This window comes from Pseudomonas sp. DTU_2021_1001937_2_SI_NGA_ILE_001 (assembly GCF_032463525.1).
GTDB lineage: Bacteria > Pseudomonadota > Gammaproteobacteria > Pseudomonadales > Pseudomonadaceae > Aquipseudomonas.
This window is the reverse complement of sequence record NZ_CP135971.1, coordinates 2,488,021-2,506,104: the sequence shown is the minus strand read 5'-3', so window position 1 is coordinate 2,506,104 and position 18,084 is coordinate 2,488,021. Positions and strand designations below refer to the sequence as shown.

The window sequence follows — 18,084 nt, the reverse complement described above, 5'->3', positions numbered from 1 at the left end:
GCAGGCGCCTGGCGCCTGCCCATCAAAGAGACAAGGAGAAAGGAAATGGTCTGCACAGAGACTCATCCGCTCTGCAGCAGCATGCGCGAGCGGGTTCTGCAGGAGCTTGAGCGGCTGGAGCACGAGCGCAACGTCAAGGTGCTGTACGCCTGTGAATCGGGCAGCCGTGCCTGGGGCTTCGCCTCGACCGACAGCGATTACGACGTGCGCTTCGTGTACGTGGAAAAGCCCGACTGGTTCGTGCAGGTCGACACCCCCCGTGATGTCATAGAGCGGCCGCTGGACGACGAACTGGACGTCAGCGGCTGGGAGCTGCGCAAGACCCTGGGCTTGCTGCGCAAGTCCAACCCGACCCTGCTGGAGTGGCTGGACTCGCCGCTGGTGTACCGCCAGGAAACCCAGGCCGTCGAGCCGCTGCGCGCCTTGGCCGAGCGCTTCTACAGCCCGCCGGCGGCGCGCGCGCATTACCTGCACATGGCCCGCAACAACTTCCGTGGCTACCTGCAGGGCGACAGCGTGCGCTTCAAGAAGTACTTCTACGTGCTGCGACCCTTGCTGGCGGTGCGCTGGGTTGACCAGGGGCGCGGGCGACCACCGATGACCTTCGCGCGCTTGCTGGAGACGGTCGACGACCCGGCGCTGCTGGCCGAAGTGGACGAGCTGCTGACCCTCAAGCGCAACGCTGACGAAGCCACCTATGGTCCGCGCCGGCCCGTATTGCACGACTTCATACAGGCCGAACTGGAGCGCGCGGTGCCGAGCTTGCCGCGCACCCATGAAGACAGTGCGCAGCTGAACCGCTACTTGCGCGAAACCGTGGCGCGCTACGCCTGATCCGTCGCTGAGCGGCAGGCACCGATACCCTGGAAGGACACCATGACTCGAGGATTGATCGAACTGGACGGCAGCATCGGCGGTGGTCAGGTGCTGCGTAGCGCCCTGAGCCTGTCGATGATCACCGGCCGCCCCCTGCGTATCGACGGTATCCGCGCCCGGCGCAGCCGGCCGGGGCTGTTGCGCCAGCACCTGACGGCGGTGCTGGCGGCCGCCGAGATCAGCGCTGCACAGGTAGAAGGTGCGGTCCTGCATTCGCAGGCGCTGAGCTTCGCACCCGGCGCCCTGCGCGGCGGCGACTATCGCTTCAGCATCGGCACCGCTGGCAGTTGCAGCCTGGTCTTGCAAACCCTGCTGCCAGCCTTGCTGTACGCACCGCAGCCGAGCCGGCTGCACATCAGCGGCGGCACCCATAACCCGCTGGCGCCGCCCGCCGACTTTCTGCAACGGGCTTTCCTGCCGCAACTGCAACGCATGGGCGCGCAGGTTGAACTGCAACTGCTGCGGCACGGCTTCGTACCGGCCGGAGGTGGCGAGCTGCAGGCGTTCATCCAGCCGTCCGCGCTGCAACCCCTGCACCTGCCTGAACGTGGTGCGCTGCTGGCGCGGCGGGCCAGGGCGCTGACCGCCGGCATCGCCGGACATGTCGCCGAGCGCGAGCTGCAGCGCGCCGCCCGGCATCTGGAGCTGCGCCCTGATGAGCTGCGTCGTCAGGTGCTCGATGCGCAGACCGGCCCTGGCAATGCCCTGCTGCTGGAGTATCGCTGCGAGCACCTGACCGAGCTGTTCAGCGCCTTGGGCCATGCCAGCCTGCGTGCCGAGAAGGTCGCCGACCTGGCGGTGGCGCAAGCACAGCGCTGGCTGGCCAGCGATGCAGCGGTGGCCGAGCACTTGGCCGACCAGCTGCTGCTGCCCATGGCCCTGGCCGGCGGCGGCAGCTTCACCACCACGCACCTGAGCGATCACTTGCGCAGCAACATTCAGGTCATCGAGCGGTTTCTGCCGGTGCGGATCGAGCATCAGCCGTTATCCGACTCCGTACTCGATGTCCGTTGCCGGCCTTTGCAATCCAGTGGGCAATCAGGGCACGCAAGTGGAGCGGAATGCACCATTTCGGGGAGTTTATAAAAGTAATTCACAAGTAATAATTATTGCTATTTAATACGCCGCGTTCTCGTTCGCGCCGGCGTTTCAACCTCTTCGGAGCGGGCATCCACCGATTCCATTCGTACGCTCTCCGAGGAGCCTCCTAATGCGGTATTTCTCCCGCCCCTTCGCCACGGCTGCGCGTGGCACGGCCCTTGGTCTGTTGGCCTTCAGCCCAGCAGTACTGGCCGATAATGCTCCCGCGCAGGCCGGCCAGGTCCTGGAGCTTCCGGAAACCAATGTGCAGGCCACCCTGGGGCAGACGTCCGCTACCGCGCCATTTACCGGCTACAAGGCCGACCGTGCGCAGACCGCGACCAAGACCAACACCGCGCTGAACGAGACGCCGCAGGCGGTCTCGGTGATCGGTAGCGAGCAGTTGCGCGACCAGAATGCCCAGTCGCTGGCCGAAAGCCTGCGCTACACCGCTGGGGTCAACGCCGGGCAGCGCGGCCGTCGCGGGCTGGATGACTTCATCGTGCGTGGCTTCGTGCAGAGCGCCTACAAGTTCGTCGACGGCATGCGCACCGACTCGGACATGTGGATCCAGAGCGACCCGTTCGCCTTCGAGCGTATCGAGGTGCTCAAGGGGCCGGCGTCGATTCTCTATGGGCAGATCGCTCCGGGTGGGCTGATCAATCAGGTCAGCAAGCGACCCACCGACGAGGCGTTCGCCGAGGTCGGCATGGGCCTGGGCAACTACGGGCAGCGCAAGTACACCGCAGACGTCTCGGACAAGCTCAATGAAGACGGCAGCCTGCGCTACCGGCTTGTGGGGCTGTATTCCTCGAGCGATGACATCGTCGACTACGTCGACCGCGACCGCAGCTACTTTGCGCCGTCGCTGACCTGGGACATCAACGACGACACCAGTCTGACCCTGCTGGCCAGCTACCAGAAAAGCCATTACGTGCCGATTCGTGGCCTGCCGGCCGAGGGCACGGTATTGGGTAACCCCAACGGCAAGATCGACCGGGACCGCTTCGTCGGCGTGCCGGGCATCGATGACTACACCACCGAGCAGCAGATGTTCGGCTACGAGCTGGAGCACCGTTTCACCCCCGACGTGACCTTCCGCCAGAAGCTGCGCTACACCGAATATGACCTGGATGGCGCCTTCTCCAGCCCCACCACCCTGGCGGCCAACAAGCGCAACTACAACCGCCAGGTGCAGTGGCGCGACGTGAAGGGCGAAGTGTTCACCATGGACAACCAGCTCAACGTGCTGCTCGACACCGGGCCATTCAGCCACGATCTGCTGGTGGGCCTGGACTGGTTCGATTTCCACACCGACGACACACGCCACACCTCGACCCTGGCGGCCATCGACCTGTACAACCCGAACTACAACGTCAGCCCGGGCGCCAAGACCTTCCAGGCCAACACCAGCGGCACCGAAGACCTGCAGCAAGGTGGCTTGTATCTGCAGGACCAGATCAAGTTCGGTGACGGCTGGAACCTGCTGCTGGGGTTGCGCCACGACGAGTCGGAACTCAAGTCGCACCGTGGCAGTACGCGCACCAGCACCGACGAGAACGCCACCACCGGCCGGGTCGGCCTGCTCTACGCCTTCGACAGCGGCTGGTCGCCGTACATCAGCTACAGCGAGTCGTTCGTGCCGGTGACCGGCAGCGATGCCAATGGCAAGACCTTCGAGCCGGAAACCGGCGAGCAGACTGAGATCGGCCTGAAGTACCAGTCGCCGGGCCAGGCCTTCGATGTGACCTTCGCGCTGTACGACCTCAAGCGCCAGAACGTTACCACCACCGACCCGAACAATAGTGGCTTCAGCGTGCAGGTGGGCGAGCAGCGCCATCGCGGCGCCGAGGTCGAACTGCATGGCCGACTTACTGAAAAGCTCGACCTCATCGCCACCTACAGCTACATCGATGCCGAGATCACCAAGAGCAACGACGGTTTCCAGGGCAACCGCCCGGTACAGGTGCCCGAGCACATGGCCAACGCCTGGCTGCGCTACGACCTGTCCAGCGTATTGCCGGGTCTGGGTGTCGGCGCCGGCGTGCGTTATATCGGTGAGCAGGCCGGCGACCAGGCCAACAGCTTCGATTCGCCCGACTACACGCTCTACGACATGATGGTCGACTACAAGACCGGCCCGTGGCGCTTCGCGGTCAACGGCAGCAACCTGACCAACAAGGACTACGTCGCCAGTTGCGCCAGCAGCGCCCAGTGCTTCCCCGGCGACCCGCGCATGCTGATGTTCAGCACCAGTTATCGCTTCAAGTAAGACGTGCCGGCCGCCCGTGCGCAGAGGCGCGGGCAGCCGGGCGGGACGCTCAATGGCGGTTGATTTCCACCGTCACGTGAACCAGTTCCTCGTGTATCGCCAAGGCTTCGCGCACCGTGTGGGCCAGCAGCGGTTCACGGCTGTCGAGGCTCAGCATGCAGGCGTAACGGTCCTTGCCGACCCGCCAGACATGCAGGTCGGTGAGGGTCGCCGCCACCGGCAATTGATCGATCACCTCGCGTACTTCCTGCACCACCGGCGCGTCCATCTCTGCATCCAGCAGGACCCGGCCGGTGTCGCGCAGCAGGCCCTTGGCCCATACCCCCACCAGTATCGCGCCGACCAGGCCCATCACCGGGTCGAGCCAGGCGGCGGCCCAGAACTTGCCGGCCAGCAGGGCGATGATCGCCAGTACGGAGGTCGCGGCATCGGCGATGACATGCAGGTAGGCCGAGCGCAGGTTCAGGTCATGATGTTGATGATCGTGAGCGTGATGATCGTGGTCATGGGCGTGGTGATCGTGGCCATGACCGTGGTGGTGATGCTCGTCACGCAGCAGCCAGGCGCACAGCAGGTTCACGCCCAGCCCGACCACGGCAATCGCGATGGCCTCGTCATAATGGATGGGGCCTGGTTGCAGCAGGCGTTGCACCGACTGGAAGGCCATCAGCCCGGCGACACCCAGCAGCAGGATGGCGCTGGTGTAGCCGCCGAGGATCTCCAGCTTCCAAGTTCCGAAGGTGAAGCGCGGGTCGCCGGCCAGGCGTCGCGCGGCGGCATAGGCGAACAATGACAGGCCCAGGGCCAGGGTGTGCGAGCTCATGTGCCAGCCATCGGCGAGCAAGGCCATGGAATTGAATTGCCAACCACCCACGATTTCCACGAGCATCATCACCGCCGTGATCCATACCGCGAGTCGGGTCTTGCGTTCGGCCGACAGATTGGTCTGGTGGAAACCATGAACGTGCAGGCAGTGACGAGCGGGGGAGGGCATGGCGAGGGGTTCCGAAATAGAAAGGCATATACTATACCCCAGTATAGTTTTGAGGAAAGACAATGGCACACACCATCACCGGCAAGAAGCAACTGCTGACCCGGGTCCGCAAGATCCGCGGCCAGGCCACCGCGCTGGAAACCGCCTTGGAAGGCGAAAAGGACTGTCTGGCGATCCTGCAGCAGATCGCCGCGATTCGTGGCGCGGTCAATGGCCTGATGGCGGAAGTCATGGAGGGGCATATCCGCGACCATCTGGGTGACAACGAGGCGAGCGCCGAGCAGCGTCAGGCCGAGATCGACCAGGTTGCCAAGCTGTTGCGTTCCTATCTGCGGTGACGACGGGCCGCACGAGCGCTCATGGGTATTTGCCATTCTCCCGGGCAGCAGGCAGCATGCGCGGCGGGGCCGATGCTCAGGGCCCGGTTCGAGTACGAGAGACCTGCATGAAGTGGACTAGGGTGCTGTTGCTGCAACTGGCGTTGCTTTCGCCGATGGTGTTCGCCGAGCAGACCTTGGAAGTACCCGGCCCTCAAGGGCCGCTGGTGGGCAGCCTGCTGGCGGTGAGCGACCCGCAGGCGCCCATGGTGCTGATCGTGCCTGGCTCCGGCCCTACCGACCATGACGGCAATAACCCGCTGGGCATTCGTGCCGGCGCCTACCGCCTGCTCGCCCAGGGCCTGGCCGCGCAGGGCATCGGCAGCCTGCGCATCGACAAGCGCGGGCTGTTCGCCAGCCGCGCCGCCATCGCCAACCCCAATCAGGTCACGATGCAGGACTACGCCAGCGACGTGCGCCTGTGGATGAGCTTTCTGACCCAGCGCGACCGCTACCGCTGCGTGTGGCTGGCGGGGCACAGCGAAGGTGGGCTGGTGGCGCTGATGGCGGCGCAGAACAACCCCGACCTGTGCGGCCTGATCCTGCTCGCCACGCCAGGGCGACCGATGGGCCAGGTGCTGCGCAGCCAGTTGCAGCGCAACCCGGTGGATCGTGGCCAGCTGGATGCCGCCCTGGCGATCATCGATTCGCTGCAGCGCGGGGTGCCGGTCAAGGACGTGCCGGCGTCGCTGCAACCGCTGTTGCGCCCCGAGGTGCAGGGTTTCCTGATCAGCGGTTTTGCCCAGGACCCGGCGCTGCTGGTGTCGCGGATCAACAAACCGGTGCTGATCATCCAGGGCGACAACGACCTGCAGGTTTCGGTGCAGGACGCCAAGGCCTTGAACGCCGCCCGGCCCGGGTCGCTGCTGCGCATCCTGCCCGGCGTCAACCATGTGCTCAAGGCCGTGCCGCCCGGCGATCATGACGCCAACGTCGCCGCCTACGGCAACCCCGACCTGCCGTTGGCCAATGGCGTGGTCGAGCCCATTGCGCAGTTGATCAATGGCACGCCCCGCTGACTGGGTGCGGCACAGCCGCCACCCGTCGCGCATCGAGCGCATCGAGGCGTACTTCGGTGGCCACGGCTATGATCCACACCGTCACGACACCTACGCCATTGGCCGCACCCTGAACGGGGTACAGAGCTTCCTGTACCGCAAGAGTCTGCGCCACAGCCTGCCGGGCGGCACCATGGTGCTGCACCCCGATGAGCTGCATGACGGCATGGCCGGCACGGAAGCCGGCTTTCACTACCGGATGATCTACGTCGAGCCGGCACTCATCCAGCAAGTGCTGGGCGGCCAGCCGCTGCCGTTCATCGAAGGCGGCCTCAGCGCAGACCCGCGTCTGTACCGTGCCAGCGAGGCCTTCGTGCAGGCCCTGGATCGTCCGCTGGAGGCGCTGGAAGAACAGGACGCGCTGTTCGAACTGGCCCATGCCCTGCAGGCGGTGGCCGGTAAGCCGCGCGGGCGGCGCAGCTTCGACTGGCGCGCCGCGCAGCGCGCACGGGAATACATCCATGCGCAGTTGGGCGCGAGCATCACCCTGGAAGACCTGGAGCAGGTCAGCGGCCGGGAGCGCTGGAGCCTGTCGCGGGATTTCCGCGCGCTGTTCGGCACCAGCCCCTACCGCTACGTGACGCTGCGGCGCCTGGACCTGTGCCGGCAACTGCTCAGGACGGGGTTCAATCTGGTCGAGGCCGCGCTGGCGGCAGGCTTCTTCGATCAGAGCCACATGACCCGCCAGTTCGTGCAGTGCTACGGCCTGTCACCGGCGCGCTGGTTGAAGATGCAGGGCTGCGCCGGCCGGGCGGAACGTGCAGGATCGTACAAGAAGCCGGGCACACCGCTGCCTTAGGCTGGCGACACTTGATCCCAAAGGAGTGTCGCTGTCATGAATGCAACCCCATCGTCCGCCATCAACCTGCAGCACAAGGTCTCTCTGATCGACGGCTTCTGGACGCCCCGCGTGGTCGCCGAGATGAACGACTACCAGTTCAAGGTCGTGCGAGTACTGGGCGACTTCATCTGGCACAGCCATGCCGATACCGACGAAACCTTCCTGGTGCTGGACGGCACTCTGCGCATCGACCTGCGCGACGGCCATGTGCTGGTCAAGCCCGGCGAACTCTATGTGGTGCCCCGTGGCGTGGAGCACAAGCCCTTTGCCGAACAGGAGGTACAGCTGATGCTCATCGAGCCACGCGGGGTGCTCAACACCGGGCACGAAGGTGGTGAGCGCACCGCACAGAATGACGTGTGGATCTGAGCGGGCTCAAGGCTTGGCAGCCTGTTGGCGGGCCCAGCTGCGCAACAGCTCGGTAAAGTGCCGCGCCACGTCGGACAGCGGCCGGTCGGTGGGGGTGGTCAAACCCACCGGCGCGCGCAGTAGCGGGCTGGCGAAGGGCAGGGCCTTGACCAGGCCCTGGCGCAGATCGAGGTCGACCACGCCGCGTTGTACGAACCACACCGCGTCGTGGTCGTGCACGTACACCCGTGAGAAGGTTTCGCTCAGCGACTCGAAGAGCTGCAGGCCTTCGCCGGCGTTTTCCGAAAGCAGGAAATTGTCGACGCTGATGCGCACCAGGGTGCCTTGCGGCGAGGCCAGCAGCACGTAGGGGCGCAGGTCGTCCAGGCGCAGTCGATCACGGCTGGCTAGCGGATGATCGGTGCGCACCACCATCAGCAGTTCCTCTTCGTAGAGTGCCTCGAATACCACACCGAGCATGTCACGGCCGATCAGGCGGCCGACGATCAGGTCGATGTCGGCGGTGCGCAGTTTACCCACCAGATAGTCGTAGACGCCGGACAGCACCTGCACCCTGACGTGCGGGTAATGCTGGCGCATCTGTGCCACCACCGGCGCCAACATGTAGCCGGCGGCGGTGGGCAGGGCGCCGATACGTAGCAGGGGCGGGGCCTCGGGGCTGCTCAGAGGTTGTTCCAAGGCCTGGCTGAAGCTGCTCAGGGTCTGTGCGGCATGCTGGTGGAAGCGCTCGCCAGCCTGCGTCAGCCGCACCCCCTTGCGCCCGCGCACCAGCAATTGCACACCCAATTGCTGTTCCAGTTCCTTGAGGCTTTTGGAAACGGCCGAGAGGGTGATGTGCAGCAGGCCGGCCGCAGTAGCCAGGCTGCCGCTGTTCACCACGGCGAGAAACACGCGGAAGTGACGCAGGTTGATCGAAGAGAGATTCACGCGCAGAAGTCCTGACTTTGGTTGAGCTGCAGGTTGAGTTATGACGGACTTTATATCAATTTAATCAACCCTTGGTTTGACTTAGTATCCCGGCTACAACAACGAACCAAGGACTTTCCCCATGCATCCGCCCGCACTGCGTCTCGGGGCTTCCAGTGCATCGCTGCCCAGCCTCGCGCCCGAGGCCCTGGCCGATGAACTGGCCCGCCTGGGTTATCAGGGCGTCGAGTGGCGTGTCGCCGACACCGCTCAGCTCGACCCCAGCCGCCCATGGGATGCTCGGCTCAACAATCGTTGCACCATCGCGCCCGATGCCGTCGCAGTCGAGCGCATCAGCCGGCGCTGCCAGGCGCTGGGCCTGCAGATCTTCGGTCTCAGCCCGTACCTGCCGGTAGGCGATCTGGAGCAGGCCTGGCGGCTCATCGACCTTGCCGAACTGGCCGGCCATGCCCGGCTGCGGCTGTGGGCCCCCAGCTACGAAGAACAGCGCTATGCCGATGCACTGGCGCGCATGCGCCGTTTTCTCGACCGCTTGGTGCCGCGTGCGGCCGAGCAGGGCGTACAGCTGGCGCTGGAAGTCCACCAGCGCACCATCTGCTCCAGCCCGTCTCTGGCCATGCGCATCGCCGAGCACTATCCGGCCCGCCACCTGGGCATCATCTACGACATGGGCAACCTGGCCATCGAAGGCCGCGAAGACGTGCAACTGTCCCTTGACCTGATGGGCGAACACTTGGCTCATGTGCAGGTGAAGAATGTCGCCTACAGCCCTCAGGCACCTGGCTGCGGCTGGAAATGGGAATGGTGCCCGCCCGATGCAGGGGTGCTGCCGCTGCACGACATGCTGGCCACCCTGGCGCGCAATGGCTTCGCTGACTGGGTCAGCATCGAAGACTTTTCCTGCCAGTACGACGACCACAGCAAGCTGCTGCGCAATCGCGATCTGCTCATGCACTACCTGGGCCTCGATGCCCTGCCTGCTACCAACGCCCTCATCGACAACGGGAGGCCTCGCGCCCATGAACACTTCTCCTTCTGAGCGCCGTGTCGCGCTGGTCACCGGGGCGGCAGGCGAGCTGGGGCGAGCGATCTGCCAGCGCCTGTGGCGTGACGGCCTGCATGTGGTGGCGGTGGACATCGACCTGCCTGCTGCCCGGCAACTGGCGGGCGCGTTGCCGGCCCTGCCTGGCCAGCGTGCGCTGCCGTTGTACGCCGACATGGGCGACGCAGCTTGCATCGCCGCCATGGTCGAGGAGGCCGGTGCGGCCTTCGGGCGCATCGATGTGCTGGTCAACAATGCGGCGGTCAACCATCGAGGCTCGATCTTCGACTTCGACGCGGCTCGCTGGGATCACATGATGGCCGTCAACCTGCGCGGCCCGGCACTGTTGTGCCAGCGGGTCGCACCTTACTGGAAGGCCAGCGGTGCGGGTGGGCGGGTGATCAACATGGTATCGCGCTGCTGGGTCGCCGGCGGTCCTCCGGCCTATGTGGCCTGCAAGGCCGGCCTGGTCGGCCTGACCCGGTCCATGGCCCGTGAACTGGCGCCGCTGCAGGTCACGGTGAATGCCATCGCGCCAGGCTTGTTGCCGTCGGCCTTCACGCTCGATGGCCGGGATGCGGCGAGCTTCGAGCTGATGGCCGAAGGGAGCATCGCCAGTACCCCGCTCAAGCGCCTGACCACCCCCGAGGACATCGCCGGAACCACGGCGTTCCTGGCCAGCCCGGACGCAGCCTTCATCACCGCCGAGGTCATCCATGTGTGCGGCGGTAGCCAGTTGGCGCCCTTCGGTCGCTGAGTATCCGTGCTGATTCGCAACCATCACAAAGACAAGAAAAGGTTGACCCATGAACGACACACAACCCAGAGACCCCCGCATGGCCCGTCGGGCTGCCTTCGGCAGTTTCCTCGGCAGCGTGGTGGAGTACTACGACTTCTTCATCTACGGATCGGCCGCCGCGCTGGTGTTCAGCAAGCTGTTCTTCCCGTCCACCGACCCGATGGCCGGAACCCTGGCGGCCCTGGCGACTTTCGGTGTGGGCTACATCGCCCGGCCGGTCGGGGCCTTGCTGTTCGGCCACCTGGGAGACCGGATCGGCCGCAAGCAGGTGTTGATGATGACCCTGCTGCTGATGGGCCTGGCAACCACCCTGATCGGCCTGCTGCCCACCCATGCCAGCATCGGTGCATGGGCTCCGGCCCTGCTGGTGCTGTGCCGTCTGCTGCAGGGCCTGTCGGCGGGCGGGGAACAGGTCGGCGCCAGCCTGCTGACCATGGAGCACGCACCGGGCCAGAAAAAAGCCTTCTACACCAGTTGGCTGATCAACGGTGCTTCGATGGGCTCGATCCTCGCCACATCGGTGTTCATCCCGCTCTCGCTGCTGTCGGAAGAGCAACTGTTGGCCTGGGGCTGGAGGATCCCCTTCCTGCTCAGTGCGCTGATGGTCGCGGGCACCTGGATCATCCGCCGGGGTGTGGATGAAAGCCCGGAATTCGCGGCTCAGAAGAGCGAGCCGCAGCATGCGCCCGTGGTGGAAATGTTCAGCAAGGAATCACGGGCGTTCGTCACGGTGTTCTGTTGTGCGCTGATCTGCGCCGTGTCGTCGCTGGTGATGATCTTCGGCTTGTCCTGGGCCTCCAACAACAATGGCGTAGACCGCGCCTCGATGCTCTCGGCGATCGCCGCGAGCCAGGTGGTGGCCCTGATCTGTCAGCCGCTGTTCGGCCTGCTTGCCGACCGTATCGGCAAGAAGCGCATCTTCGTCATCGGTTCGCTGGCTTGCTGCGCCGGGGTGTTCCTGTTCCTGTGGTCGATCACCACCGGGCACATTGCGTTGATCGTTCTCGCCACCGTGTTGCTCAAGGGCATTCTGTACAGCGCACCGAATGCCTTGTGGCCATCGTTCTATGCCGAGATGTTCAGCATCCGCGTGCGCTACACCGGGGTTGGCCTGGCTACGCAACTGAGCTTCATCGTCTCCGGCTTTTCCCCCAGCCTGTGCTACGCGCTGCTGCGCCAGGACGGCGGCTGGTTGCCGGTGGCCTGCTTCATCGGGGGCCTGGCCCTGATAGCGGGCATCGCCGCCATGCTGTCACGCCCGGCCAGCGATTCGGCACGCGCGGCGGGCTCGGCCACGGCATTGCCGCATCACTGACTTCAGGTTGTCGAAGGGCGACGCGGCAGGTGGCCCTTCCGCCGCGGTCAGTGGGCAAAGCCCTGGCACAGCCGCCAGAAGCTCTCCAGCGCCGCCGACACGAACTTGTCCTGGTGGCGCAGCATGAAGAAGCGCCGGGTCAGCGGTGGCAGTTCGGTCGCCAGTACGCGAAGGCGCCCGTCGTCGAGCATGTCGCCCACCACCCAGCGTGACAGGCAACTGACGCCGATGCCCTGCACCAGGGTGTTCTTGATCGCTTCCGAACTGCCGACTTCGTGCATCTCGCCCAGGTCGTGCAGGTGCCGCAGCAGCAGGTGTTCGACCTCTTCGCGGGTGCCCGAACCGGGTTCGCGCAGCAGCCACTCAGCGCGGCTCAAGGCGCCGAGGCCGACCTCGGCCTGTTGCGCCAGGGGGTGGTCGGCACCGGCTACCAGCAACAGTTCATCCACCAGCCAGGGTTCGGCGTTCAGTTGCGCTTCGTGGCACGGCGCTTCGATCAGCCCGGCGTCGAGCTGGAAACCGGCGACCAGGCTGGCGATTTCCCGGCTGTTGCCTATACGCACCTCCAGGCGCAGGTTCGGCATGGCATCGCGCAGGCGGCGCACCAGGCGCGGCAGCACGTAATTGCCGATGGTGCTGCTGGCGCCGATGCGCAGATAGCGTCGGGGGCTTGCAGCCGCAGGCCGCAAGTCGCTTTCGATGTGCCGCGCCATGTCGAGCATCTGCCGCGCCTGGGGCAGCAGGGCGCGGCCGTTGTCATTGAGCACCAGGCGCTTGCCGACCCGGTCGAACAGCCGGGTTTCCAGGCTTTGTTCCAGCTCGTTGAGGGCGGCACTGGTGGCCGATTGCGAAAGCGCCACGAGGGCGGCAGCCGCCGTGGTGCTGCCGGTGTCATGGATGGCGCAGAAAATCTGCAACTGACGAAGGTTGAGGCGCAAAGTGCTTACCCGTTAATTCGCTAGAAGATAGCGGAATTATTCGTTTTTAAGGTTGATCGATCAATCTTAGCCTGAAGCCTCGTTCCTACGAGGATTCGTCCATGACGCCGTTCCAGACCCCATTGCCCTTCGGCCTGCCACGGCCATTTCAGGCCTTACCGCACCCGCGCGAAGTGGTGCGGCAATTCACTCCCAACTGGTTCGCGGTGACCATGGGCACCGGCATCCTGTCGCTTGCACTGGGGCAGGTACCGGTGAGCACACCGTTCCTGCGCCAGCTCGGCGAGTGCCTGTGGTTGTTCAATGCCGCGCTGTTCTTGCTGTTCAGCCTGGTGTACGCCAGCCGCTGGTGCCTGTATGGCAACGAGGCGCGGCGCATTTTCGCGCACCCGACCGTGTCGATGTTCCTCGGCACCATTCCCATGGGCCTGGCGACGCTGGTCAACGGCTGCCTGCAGTACGGCGTGCCGCGCTGGGGGGCCGAGATGGTCTCGCTGGCGTATGGGCTGTGGTGGGTCGATGTGGTCATGGCCCTGGCCTGTGGTGTGCTGGTGCCGTACATGATGTTCACCCGCCAGCAGCACAGCATCGAACAGATGACCGCCGTGTGGCTGCTGCCGGTGGTGGCCGCCGAAGTGGCGGCTGCCAGCGGTGCGCTGCTGGTGCCGCATCTGGACAACCCGGCCGCGCAGTTGCAGGCAGTCATCACCAGCTACGTGCTATGGGCCTATTCGGTGCCGGTGGCGCTGAGCGTGCTGGTGATTTTGCTGCTGCGCCTGGCCCTGCACAAACTGCCCCACCAGAGCATGGCCGCGTCGAGCTGGCTGGCCCTGGGCCCGGTGGGTACGGCGGCGTTGGGCATGCTGTTGCTGGGCAGCCACGCACCGAGCGTGTTCGCCGCCCAGGGCCTGCCCGCCGTGGCCACCGTTGCCGCCGGCCTGGGCCTGATCGCCGGCGTGCTGTTCTGGGGCCTGGGCGCCTGGTGGATGATCCTGGCCATGTTGATCACCGCGCGCTACCTGCGCGAGGGCATTGCGTTCAACCTGGGCTGGTGGGGCTACACCTTTCCGCTGGGCGTCTATGCGCTCACCACGTTGAAACTGGGGTACGAGTTGCACTCGGCATTCTTCCAGGACCTGGGCACGGGGCTGGTGGCCATGCTGGTGGTGATGTGGGCGGTGGTCGGCTGCAGGACCCTGAAGGGCGCGTGGCGCGGCGAGCTGTTCGTTTCGCCCTGCATTGCGCTTCGCTGCGGCCGGGGCGAATAGCCAAAGCCGTTACTGCATGGCTTCGGGGCTATCGGGGAAGAGGTAAGGATCGGCAGGAGGCTGGAGCGGGTGGCGGGAATCGAACCCGCGTAATCAGCTTGGGAAGCTGGTGTAATGCCATTATACGACACCCGCGCTAAGCGGCTGACTTTGTATCAGATCGGGCGGGTGAATTGAAGCACTGATTGCAATCCTGGCTGCAAGCCGCACTGGCCGGTGGAGGGGATGGACATCGGCGAATGCGCTTGCAACCGGGTTGCGGGTAGTGACGATTCAAAAGGCGAATGCATGGTTGCCCTGGATGGGTTCGTAAGCGTAACGCGCTGCGCGGCTGGCCGAAGGCTGCGGGGTGAGGAACGCCTGCACGGCATTCTTCGAGTCGCGACAGGCGGCCTTGTTTTCCATGTCCAGAAAGTGGCCGGCGCCCTGGATGGTGATGAAATGACTGTGCTGCACGTGTTCGGCGAAGCGCGGTGCGTCGGCAGCGCTGGTGTACTCGTCGAGCGAGCCGTTCATGAACAGTACGGGTACGTTGATGTTCCTGGCCGCAGTCAGGTAGTTCTGCGGATCGATTTCCAGCACCTGGCTGACGTGATAGTGCATCTGGTCGTACTCGTGCAGGTCAAGGCTGCTGACGTGCCGGTAGTTGAAGCGCTTGAACAGCGACGGCAGGTATTTGCCGATGGTGCTGTTGATCAACTGGCCGATCTCGTAGCGATTGTGCTCGCCAAGGTGTTTCACACCGCGCAGCAGGTAATCGAGCATCGCTTCGTTGATGACCGGAGAGAACGAGCTGATCACCGCCTTCTCGATGCGTTTGGGCCGCTGTGCGAGGGCCACCAGGGTCGGTGCGCCGCCCCACGAGAACGACATCACGTACTCGGCATTGAAGTGGTCGATCAGCTCCAGCAGGATCTGGCCTTCCATCTCGCGCGTCAGCGGTGTCTCGTGGCGGTTGTGCGGCTTGGACTTGCCCGCATAGGGCTGGTCGTAGAGCACCACGTTGAACTGCGGGTAAAGGTTGCGAACGGTCTGCGCGAAAGATGCCGTAGTGGCCAGTGAGCCGTTGACCATGACGATGGTCTTCTCTGCGGCATCTGCGCGATAACACTCCGTGTAAACCCTGAACTGTCCCTGTATATCGAGCACAGCTGTTTCTGGCCTCATATGTCTTCTCCTGGCGTAGACAAGGGTGCGCGCAAATCAATTTGCACGGGTTTCGTGACAGGTAGGCATATGCCTCGGTCAAAAGCCCATGTCGATCCGAACCATCTGTCCGACAGGTATTGTTTTTAGGCGGGCGATTTGTCGTGGGCCCGAGGGGCCCGGTACGGCAAAAAGGTTTCTTAGAATGCGGGTATGACTCGCCGGTCACATGTGGACCGACGTTTGGATTCAAGCAGCCGATCCCGGAACCCGCAAGTGCCGTTCGTATGAAGTCACATTCAGGGGCAAGGCGTCCGACTGACGGTCAGATGGCGCGGATTTCCTGGGCTGTCAGGGCACGGAACTGGCCTGGGGCCAGGCTGTTATCCAGGCTCAACGGCCCCATGCTTTCGCGGTGCAGCACCAGCACCTTGTTGTCGAAGTGGCCGAACATGCGCTTGACCTGGTGGTAGCGGCCTTCGACGATGCTCAGCCGCGCCTGGCGCGGACCCAGCAGAACGAGCTGCGCGGGTTGCGTGGTGATGCCTTCGAAGGCGAAGTAGAAGCCCTCGGCGAAGCGCGCCACGTAACCTTCGTCGATCAGGCGTTCGGTTTCCACGTAATACACCTTGGGCAGTTTGGTCTGCGGCTGGGTCAAGCGGCGCGACCACTGGCCGTCGTTGGTCAACAGCATCAGCCCGGTGGTGTTGAAGTCCAGGCGTCCGGCGATGTGCAGCTCATCACGCTGCGGCACGTCCAGCAGGTCCAGTACCGTGGGGTGTTGCGGGTCGACCGTGGCACTGACGCAGCCCTTGGGCTTGTGCAGCATGTAGTAACGTGCCGGCCGTCCTGCCTGCAGCAGTTCGTCGTCCAGTTCCACGCGGCTGAACTCGCGCACTTCGTGCAACGGGTCGCGGGCCACCTGGCCATCGACCTGCACCCGTCCGGCGACCAGCAGCAGGCGCACCTGCTGGCGGTTGAAGCGTGGCAGGTTGCCGAGAAAACGGTCCAGGCGCATGGTTCAGTCGTCGCCGGCGTCAGCGGCATTCGCCAGGCGGGCGCAGCGTGGACACAGGCAGGCCTGATTGCGCAGCTCGTCTGGCAGCATGGCCAGGCGCGCCGGGTCGATGGTCACCTCGAAGCACCAGCAGGGGCGGGTTGCAGTACGCGGCTCGGCCAGGCTGCAACGGTTGCTTTGCCCACACACGGGGCACAGGTTCGGGTCGAGGTCGGTCATGCCGGTTTGGGCCTTTCGATGCACACCTGGTTGCGCCCATTGAGCTTGGCGCGGTACAGCGCCCGGTCGGCGCGGGCGATCAGGTCCTGCAGGCTGTCCTGCGGGTAGCGCTGGGTCAGGCCGACGCTGACCGTGACCTGCTGGATGATACCGGCGAACGAGTACTCGTGGCGCTCGGCCAACTGGCGAATCTGCTCGGCGACCCGCTGCGCGCCGGCCAGGTCGCTGTCCTTGAGCAGCACGATGAACTCCTCGCCGCCCCACCGGCAGATCACGTCGGATTGCCGCAGGCAGCTCTTGAGATCCTGGGCGAAACCGGCCAGCACCGCATCGCCGGCCAGGTGACCGTGGGTGTCGTTGAGGCGTTTGAAATGGTCCAGGTCCAGCAGCAGGGCGGTCACCGGGCCGTTGCCGCTCAACGCATGGCCGGCCAGCAGGTTGAAGCCGCGGCGGTTGGGCAGGCCGGTCAGGCTGTCGAGGGTGGCCTGGGCCTCCAGGCGCTTCTGGTAGCGGCGCAGGGTGCGATTCAGAAGCACCACGACCAGGGCGGTCACCACCAGGCAGATGAACAGGTTCAGGTACAGCGAGTGGCGGATGCCGTTCAGGGCCATGGTTTCGCGCTTGTCGACGAACAGGAACCAGTTCAGTTCCGGAATGAAGCGTACGTTGACGAAATGTCCGGTGCCGTAGACGTTGTATTCGAAGGTGCCCTGTTTCGCTTCGGTCAGTACCTGCTGGTGACCGTTGAGTACCGGCAAGTCCAGCAGCGTCTGGCCGACCCTGGGGCCTTCGGTGTCAGTGCGGGTGCCGGTGAGCACCACCAGTCCCTTGGTGTCGACGAAGTACACGCTGCGGTCGTAGCGCTTCTGGTAGTGGTCGATCAGCTTGACCGCTGCATCCACCGTCAGGCCCACACCGGCGGCACCGATGAAGCGGTTCTGGTAGTCGAACACCTTGTAGTTGATGAAGAAGGTCGGCTTGTCCTGATTGGCCATGTCCGGGTCGAAGCTGATCTCGTAGGGTTCCTGCATGTCGCGCACCCGGTAATACCAGGCGTCGCGGGGTTCCTGAGGATTGATCTTCTTCAGCACGCCCTTGGCCTGGTAGTAGGTCTGGGTGGCGTCGGAGATGAAGAACGAGGTGAAGGCGCCGTAGTGATCCATGACTTCGCGCAGGTAACGAGTCATGCGCCCGGTATCGCGCTCGCCGTCCACGACCCAGTCACGCATGAAGGTGTCGCGGGACATCATCGAGGCGATCAGCACCGGGCGGATCAGATCCTTCTGGATCTCGGAATACACCGTGTCGGAGGTCAGCGGCAGCTCGGTGTCGATGATGCCGTTGCGGATCGACTCGCGCGAGGCGTGGTAGCTCAGCAGCGAGGTCGCCAGAAAGCCTGCTGCCAGCAGTATGACCACCGCCAGTAGCACGCGACGTTGCGAGGTGACAGCAGAAGCAAAAGGCATGCGTCTTCCAGACTGAACGGCTCCAAGGAGCGGCATAGTAGACGAAAAGTCCATGGGGCCACTATCGCGCCGGGTGCAC

General features: G+C 64.7%; 18 protein-coding genes and 1 tRNA gene. 11 read left to right on the top strand and 8 right to left on the bottom strand.

All coding sequences use genetic code 11. From position 1 onward, the window contains the following. Positions 1 to 45: 45 nt before the first annotated feature. The 3 genes from RRX38_RS10675 (at position 46) to RRX38_RS10665 (ending at position 4,228) form a co-directional block, all read left to right on the top strand. Entirely contained in the window at positions 46 to 834 is a 789-nt protein-coding gene (locus RRX38_RS10675; protein ID WP_315962474.1) for a nucleotidyltransferase domain-containing protein, read from the top strand. Between the two features lie 42 nt (positions 835 to 876). Then, the gene (gene rtcA, locus RRX38_RS10670) at positions 877 to 1,962 is read left to right on the top strand and encodes an RNA 3'-terminal phosphate cyclase (RefSeq protein ID WP_315962473.1); all 1,086 of its coding nucleotides are present in this window, start codon (positions 877 to 879) and stop codon (positions 1,960 to 1,962) included. A gap of 124 nt (positions 1,963 to 2,086) precedes the next feature. Then, entirely contained in the window at positions 2,087 to 4,228 is a 2,142-nt protein-coding gene (locus RRX38_RS10665) for a TonB-dependent siderophore receptor (protein WP_315962472.1), read from the top strand. 49 nt (positions 4,229 to 4,277) lie between these two features. On the opposite strand, the gene dmeF is transcribed toward RRX38_RS10665, so the two are convergent. Next, positions 4,278 to 5,222: a CDF family Co(II)/Ni(II) efflux transporter DmeF gene (gene dmeF / locus RRX38_RS10660; RefSeq protein ID WP_315962471.1), complete on the bottom strand. Its 945-nt coding sequence runs from the start codon at positions 5,220 to 5,222 to the stop codon at positions 4,278 to 4,280. Positions 5,223 to 5,284: 62 nt separating this feature from the next. Here dmeF and RRX38_RS10655 point away from each other — a divergent pair, with 62 nt between their 5' ends. From RRX38_RS10655 to RRX38_RS10640, 4 genes are all read left to right on the top strand, one after another. Then, positions 5,285 to 5,560, top strand: coding sequence for a metal/formaldehyde-sensitive transcriptional repressor (locus RRX38_RS10655; RefSeq protein WP_315962470.1), 276 nt, complete (start codon positions 5,285 to 5,287; stop codon positions 5,558 to 5,560). A 107-nt stretch (positions 5,561 to 5,667) separates the two neighbouring features. Further along, entirely contained in the window at positions 5,668 to 6,618 is a 951-nt protein-coding gene (locus RRX38_RS10650) for an alpha/beta hydrolase (RefSeq protein WP_315962469.1), read from the top strand. Further along, on the top strand, positions 6,602 to 7,456 hold the full coding sequence (locus RRX38_RS10645; RefSeq protein ID WP_315962468.1) for an AraC family transcriptional regulator: 855 nt from the start codon (positions 6,602 to 6,604) through the stop codon (positions 7,454 to 7,456). Before RRX38_RS10650 ends, RRX38_RS10645 begins: the two co-directional genes overlap by 17 nt. 36 nt (positions 7,457 to 7,492) lie before the next feature. Further along, positions 7,493 to 7,867: a cupin domain-containing protein gene (locus RRX38_RS10640; RefSeq protein WP_295473795.1), complete on the top strand. Its 375-nt coding sequence runs from the start codon at positions 7,493 to 7,495 to the stop codon at positions 7,865 to 7,867. A 6-nt stretch (positions 7,868 to 7,873) separates the two neighbouring features. Here the strand turns inward: RRX38_RS10640 and RRX38_RS10635 are convergent, their stop codons facing one another. Next, a complete protein-coding gene (locus RRX38_RS10635; RefSeq protein ID WP_315962467.1) occupies positions 7,874 to 8,794 on the bottom strand; it encodes a LysR substrate-binding domain-containing protein in 921 nt (306 codons plus the stop codon). Positions 8,795 to 8,915: 121 nt separating this feature from the next. On the opposite strand from RRX38_RS10635, the gene RRX38_RS10630 reads away from it, so the two are divergent. The 3 genes from RRX38_RS10630 to RRX38_RS10620 are packed head-to-tail and all read left to right on the top strand — an operon-like array spanning position 8,916 to position 11,950. Continuing rightward, positions 8,916 to 9,833: a sugar phosphate isomerase/epimerase gene (locus RRX38_RS10630; RefSeq protein ID WP_315962466.1), complete on the top strand. Its 918-nt coding sequence runs from the start codon at positions 8,916 to 8,918 to the stop codon at positions 9,831 to 9,833. Beyond that, positions 9,814 to 10,593, top strand: coding sequence for an SDR family NAD(P)-dependent oxidoreductase (locus RRX38_RS10625; RefSeq protein ID WP_295473786.1), 780 nt, complete (start codon positions 9,814 to 9,816; stop codon positions 10,591 to 10,593). The genes RRX38_RS10630 and RRX38_RS10625 overlap by 20 nt, the downstream gene beginning before the upstream one ends. A 49-nt stretch (positions 10,594 to 10,642) precedes the next feature. After that, positions 10,643 to 11,950 (top strand): MFS transporter, encoded by a 1,308-nt coding sequence (locus tag RRX38_RS10620; protein WP_315962465.1) that lies wholly within the window; start codon positions 10,643 to 10,645, stop codon positions 11,948 to 11,950. Between the two features lie 47 nt (positions 11,951 to 11,997). Here the strand turns inward: RRX38_RS10620 and RRX38_RS10615 are convergent, their stop codons facing one another. Beyond that, positions 11,998 to 12,888, bottom strand: coding sequence for a LysR family transcriptional regulator (locus RRX38_RS10615; RefSeq protein ID WP_315962464.1), 891 nt, complete (start codon positions 12,886 to 12,888; stop codon positions 11,998 to 12,000). 101 nt (positions 12,889 to 12,989) lie between these two features. Here RRX38_RS10615 and RRX38_RS10610 point away from each other — a divergent pair, with 101 nt between their 5' ends. Beyond that, positions 12,990 to 14,156: a TDT family transporter gene (locus RRX38_RS10610; RefSeq protein WP_315962463.1), complete on the top strand. Its 1,167-nt coding sequence runs from the start codon at positions 12,990 to 12,992 to the stop codon at positions 14,154 to 14,156. A 61-nt stretch (positions 14,157 to 14,217) separates the two neighbouring features. Here the strand turns inward: RRX38_RS10610 and RRX38_RS10605 are convergent. The 5 genes from RRX38_RS10605 to RRX38_RS10585 form a co-directional block, all read right to left on the bottom strand. Beyond that, positions 14,218 to 14,291 (bottom strand) — tRNA-Gly (locus RRX38_RS10605). A 138-nt stretch (positions 14,292 to 14,429) separates the two neighbouring features. Further along, positions 14,430 to 15,323 carry an alpha/beta fold hydrolase gene (locus RRX38_RS10600; protein ID WP_295473774.1) on the bottom strand — a complete coding sequence of 298 codons (894 nt, stop codon included), beginning with the start codon at positions 15,321 to 15,323 and terminating at the stop codon, positions 14,430 to 14,432. Between the two features lie 304 nt (positions 15,324 to 15,627). Continuing rightward, positions 15,628 to 16,320, bottom strand: a complete 693-nt coding sequence (locus RRX38_RS10595) for a pseudouridine synthase (protein WP_315962462.1) — start codon at positions 16,318 to 16,320, stop codon at positions 15,628 to 15,630. 3 nt (positions 16,321 to 16,323) lie between these two features. Further along, complete coding sequence (locus tag RRX38_RS10590) at positions 16,324 to 16,539, bottom strand: cysteine-rich CWC family protein (protein WP_315962461.1); 216 nt, start codon at positions 16,537 to 16,539, stop codon at positions 16,324 to 16,326. After that, a complete protein-coding gene (locus RRX38_RS10585; protein ID WP_315962460.1) occupies positions 16,536 to 18,005 on the bottom strand; it encodes a sensor domain-containing diguanylate cyclase in 1,470 nt (489 codons plus the stop codon). Before RRX38_RS10585 ends, RRX38_RS10590 begins: the two co-directional genes overlap by 4 nt. Positions 18,006 to 18,084 lie beyond the last annotated feature (79 nt).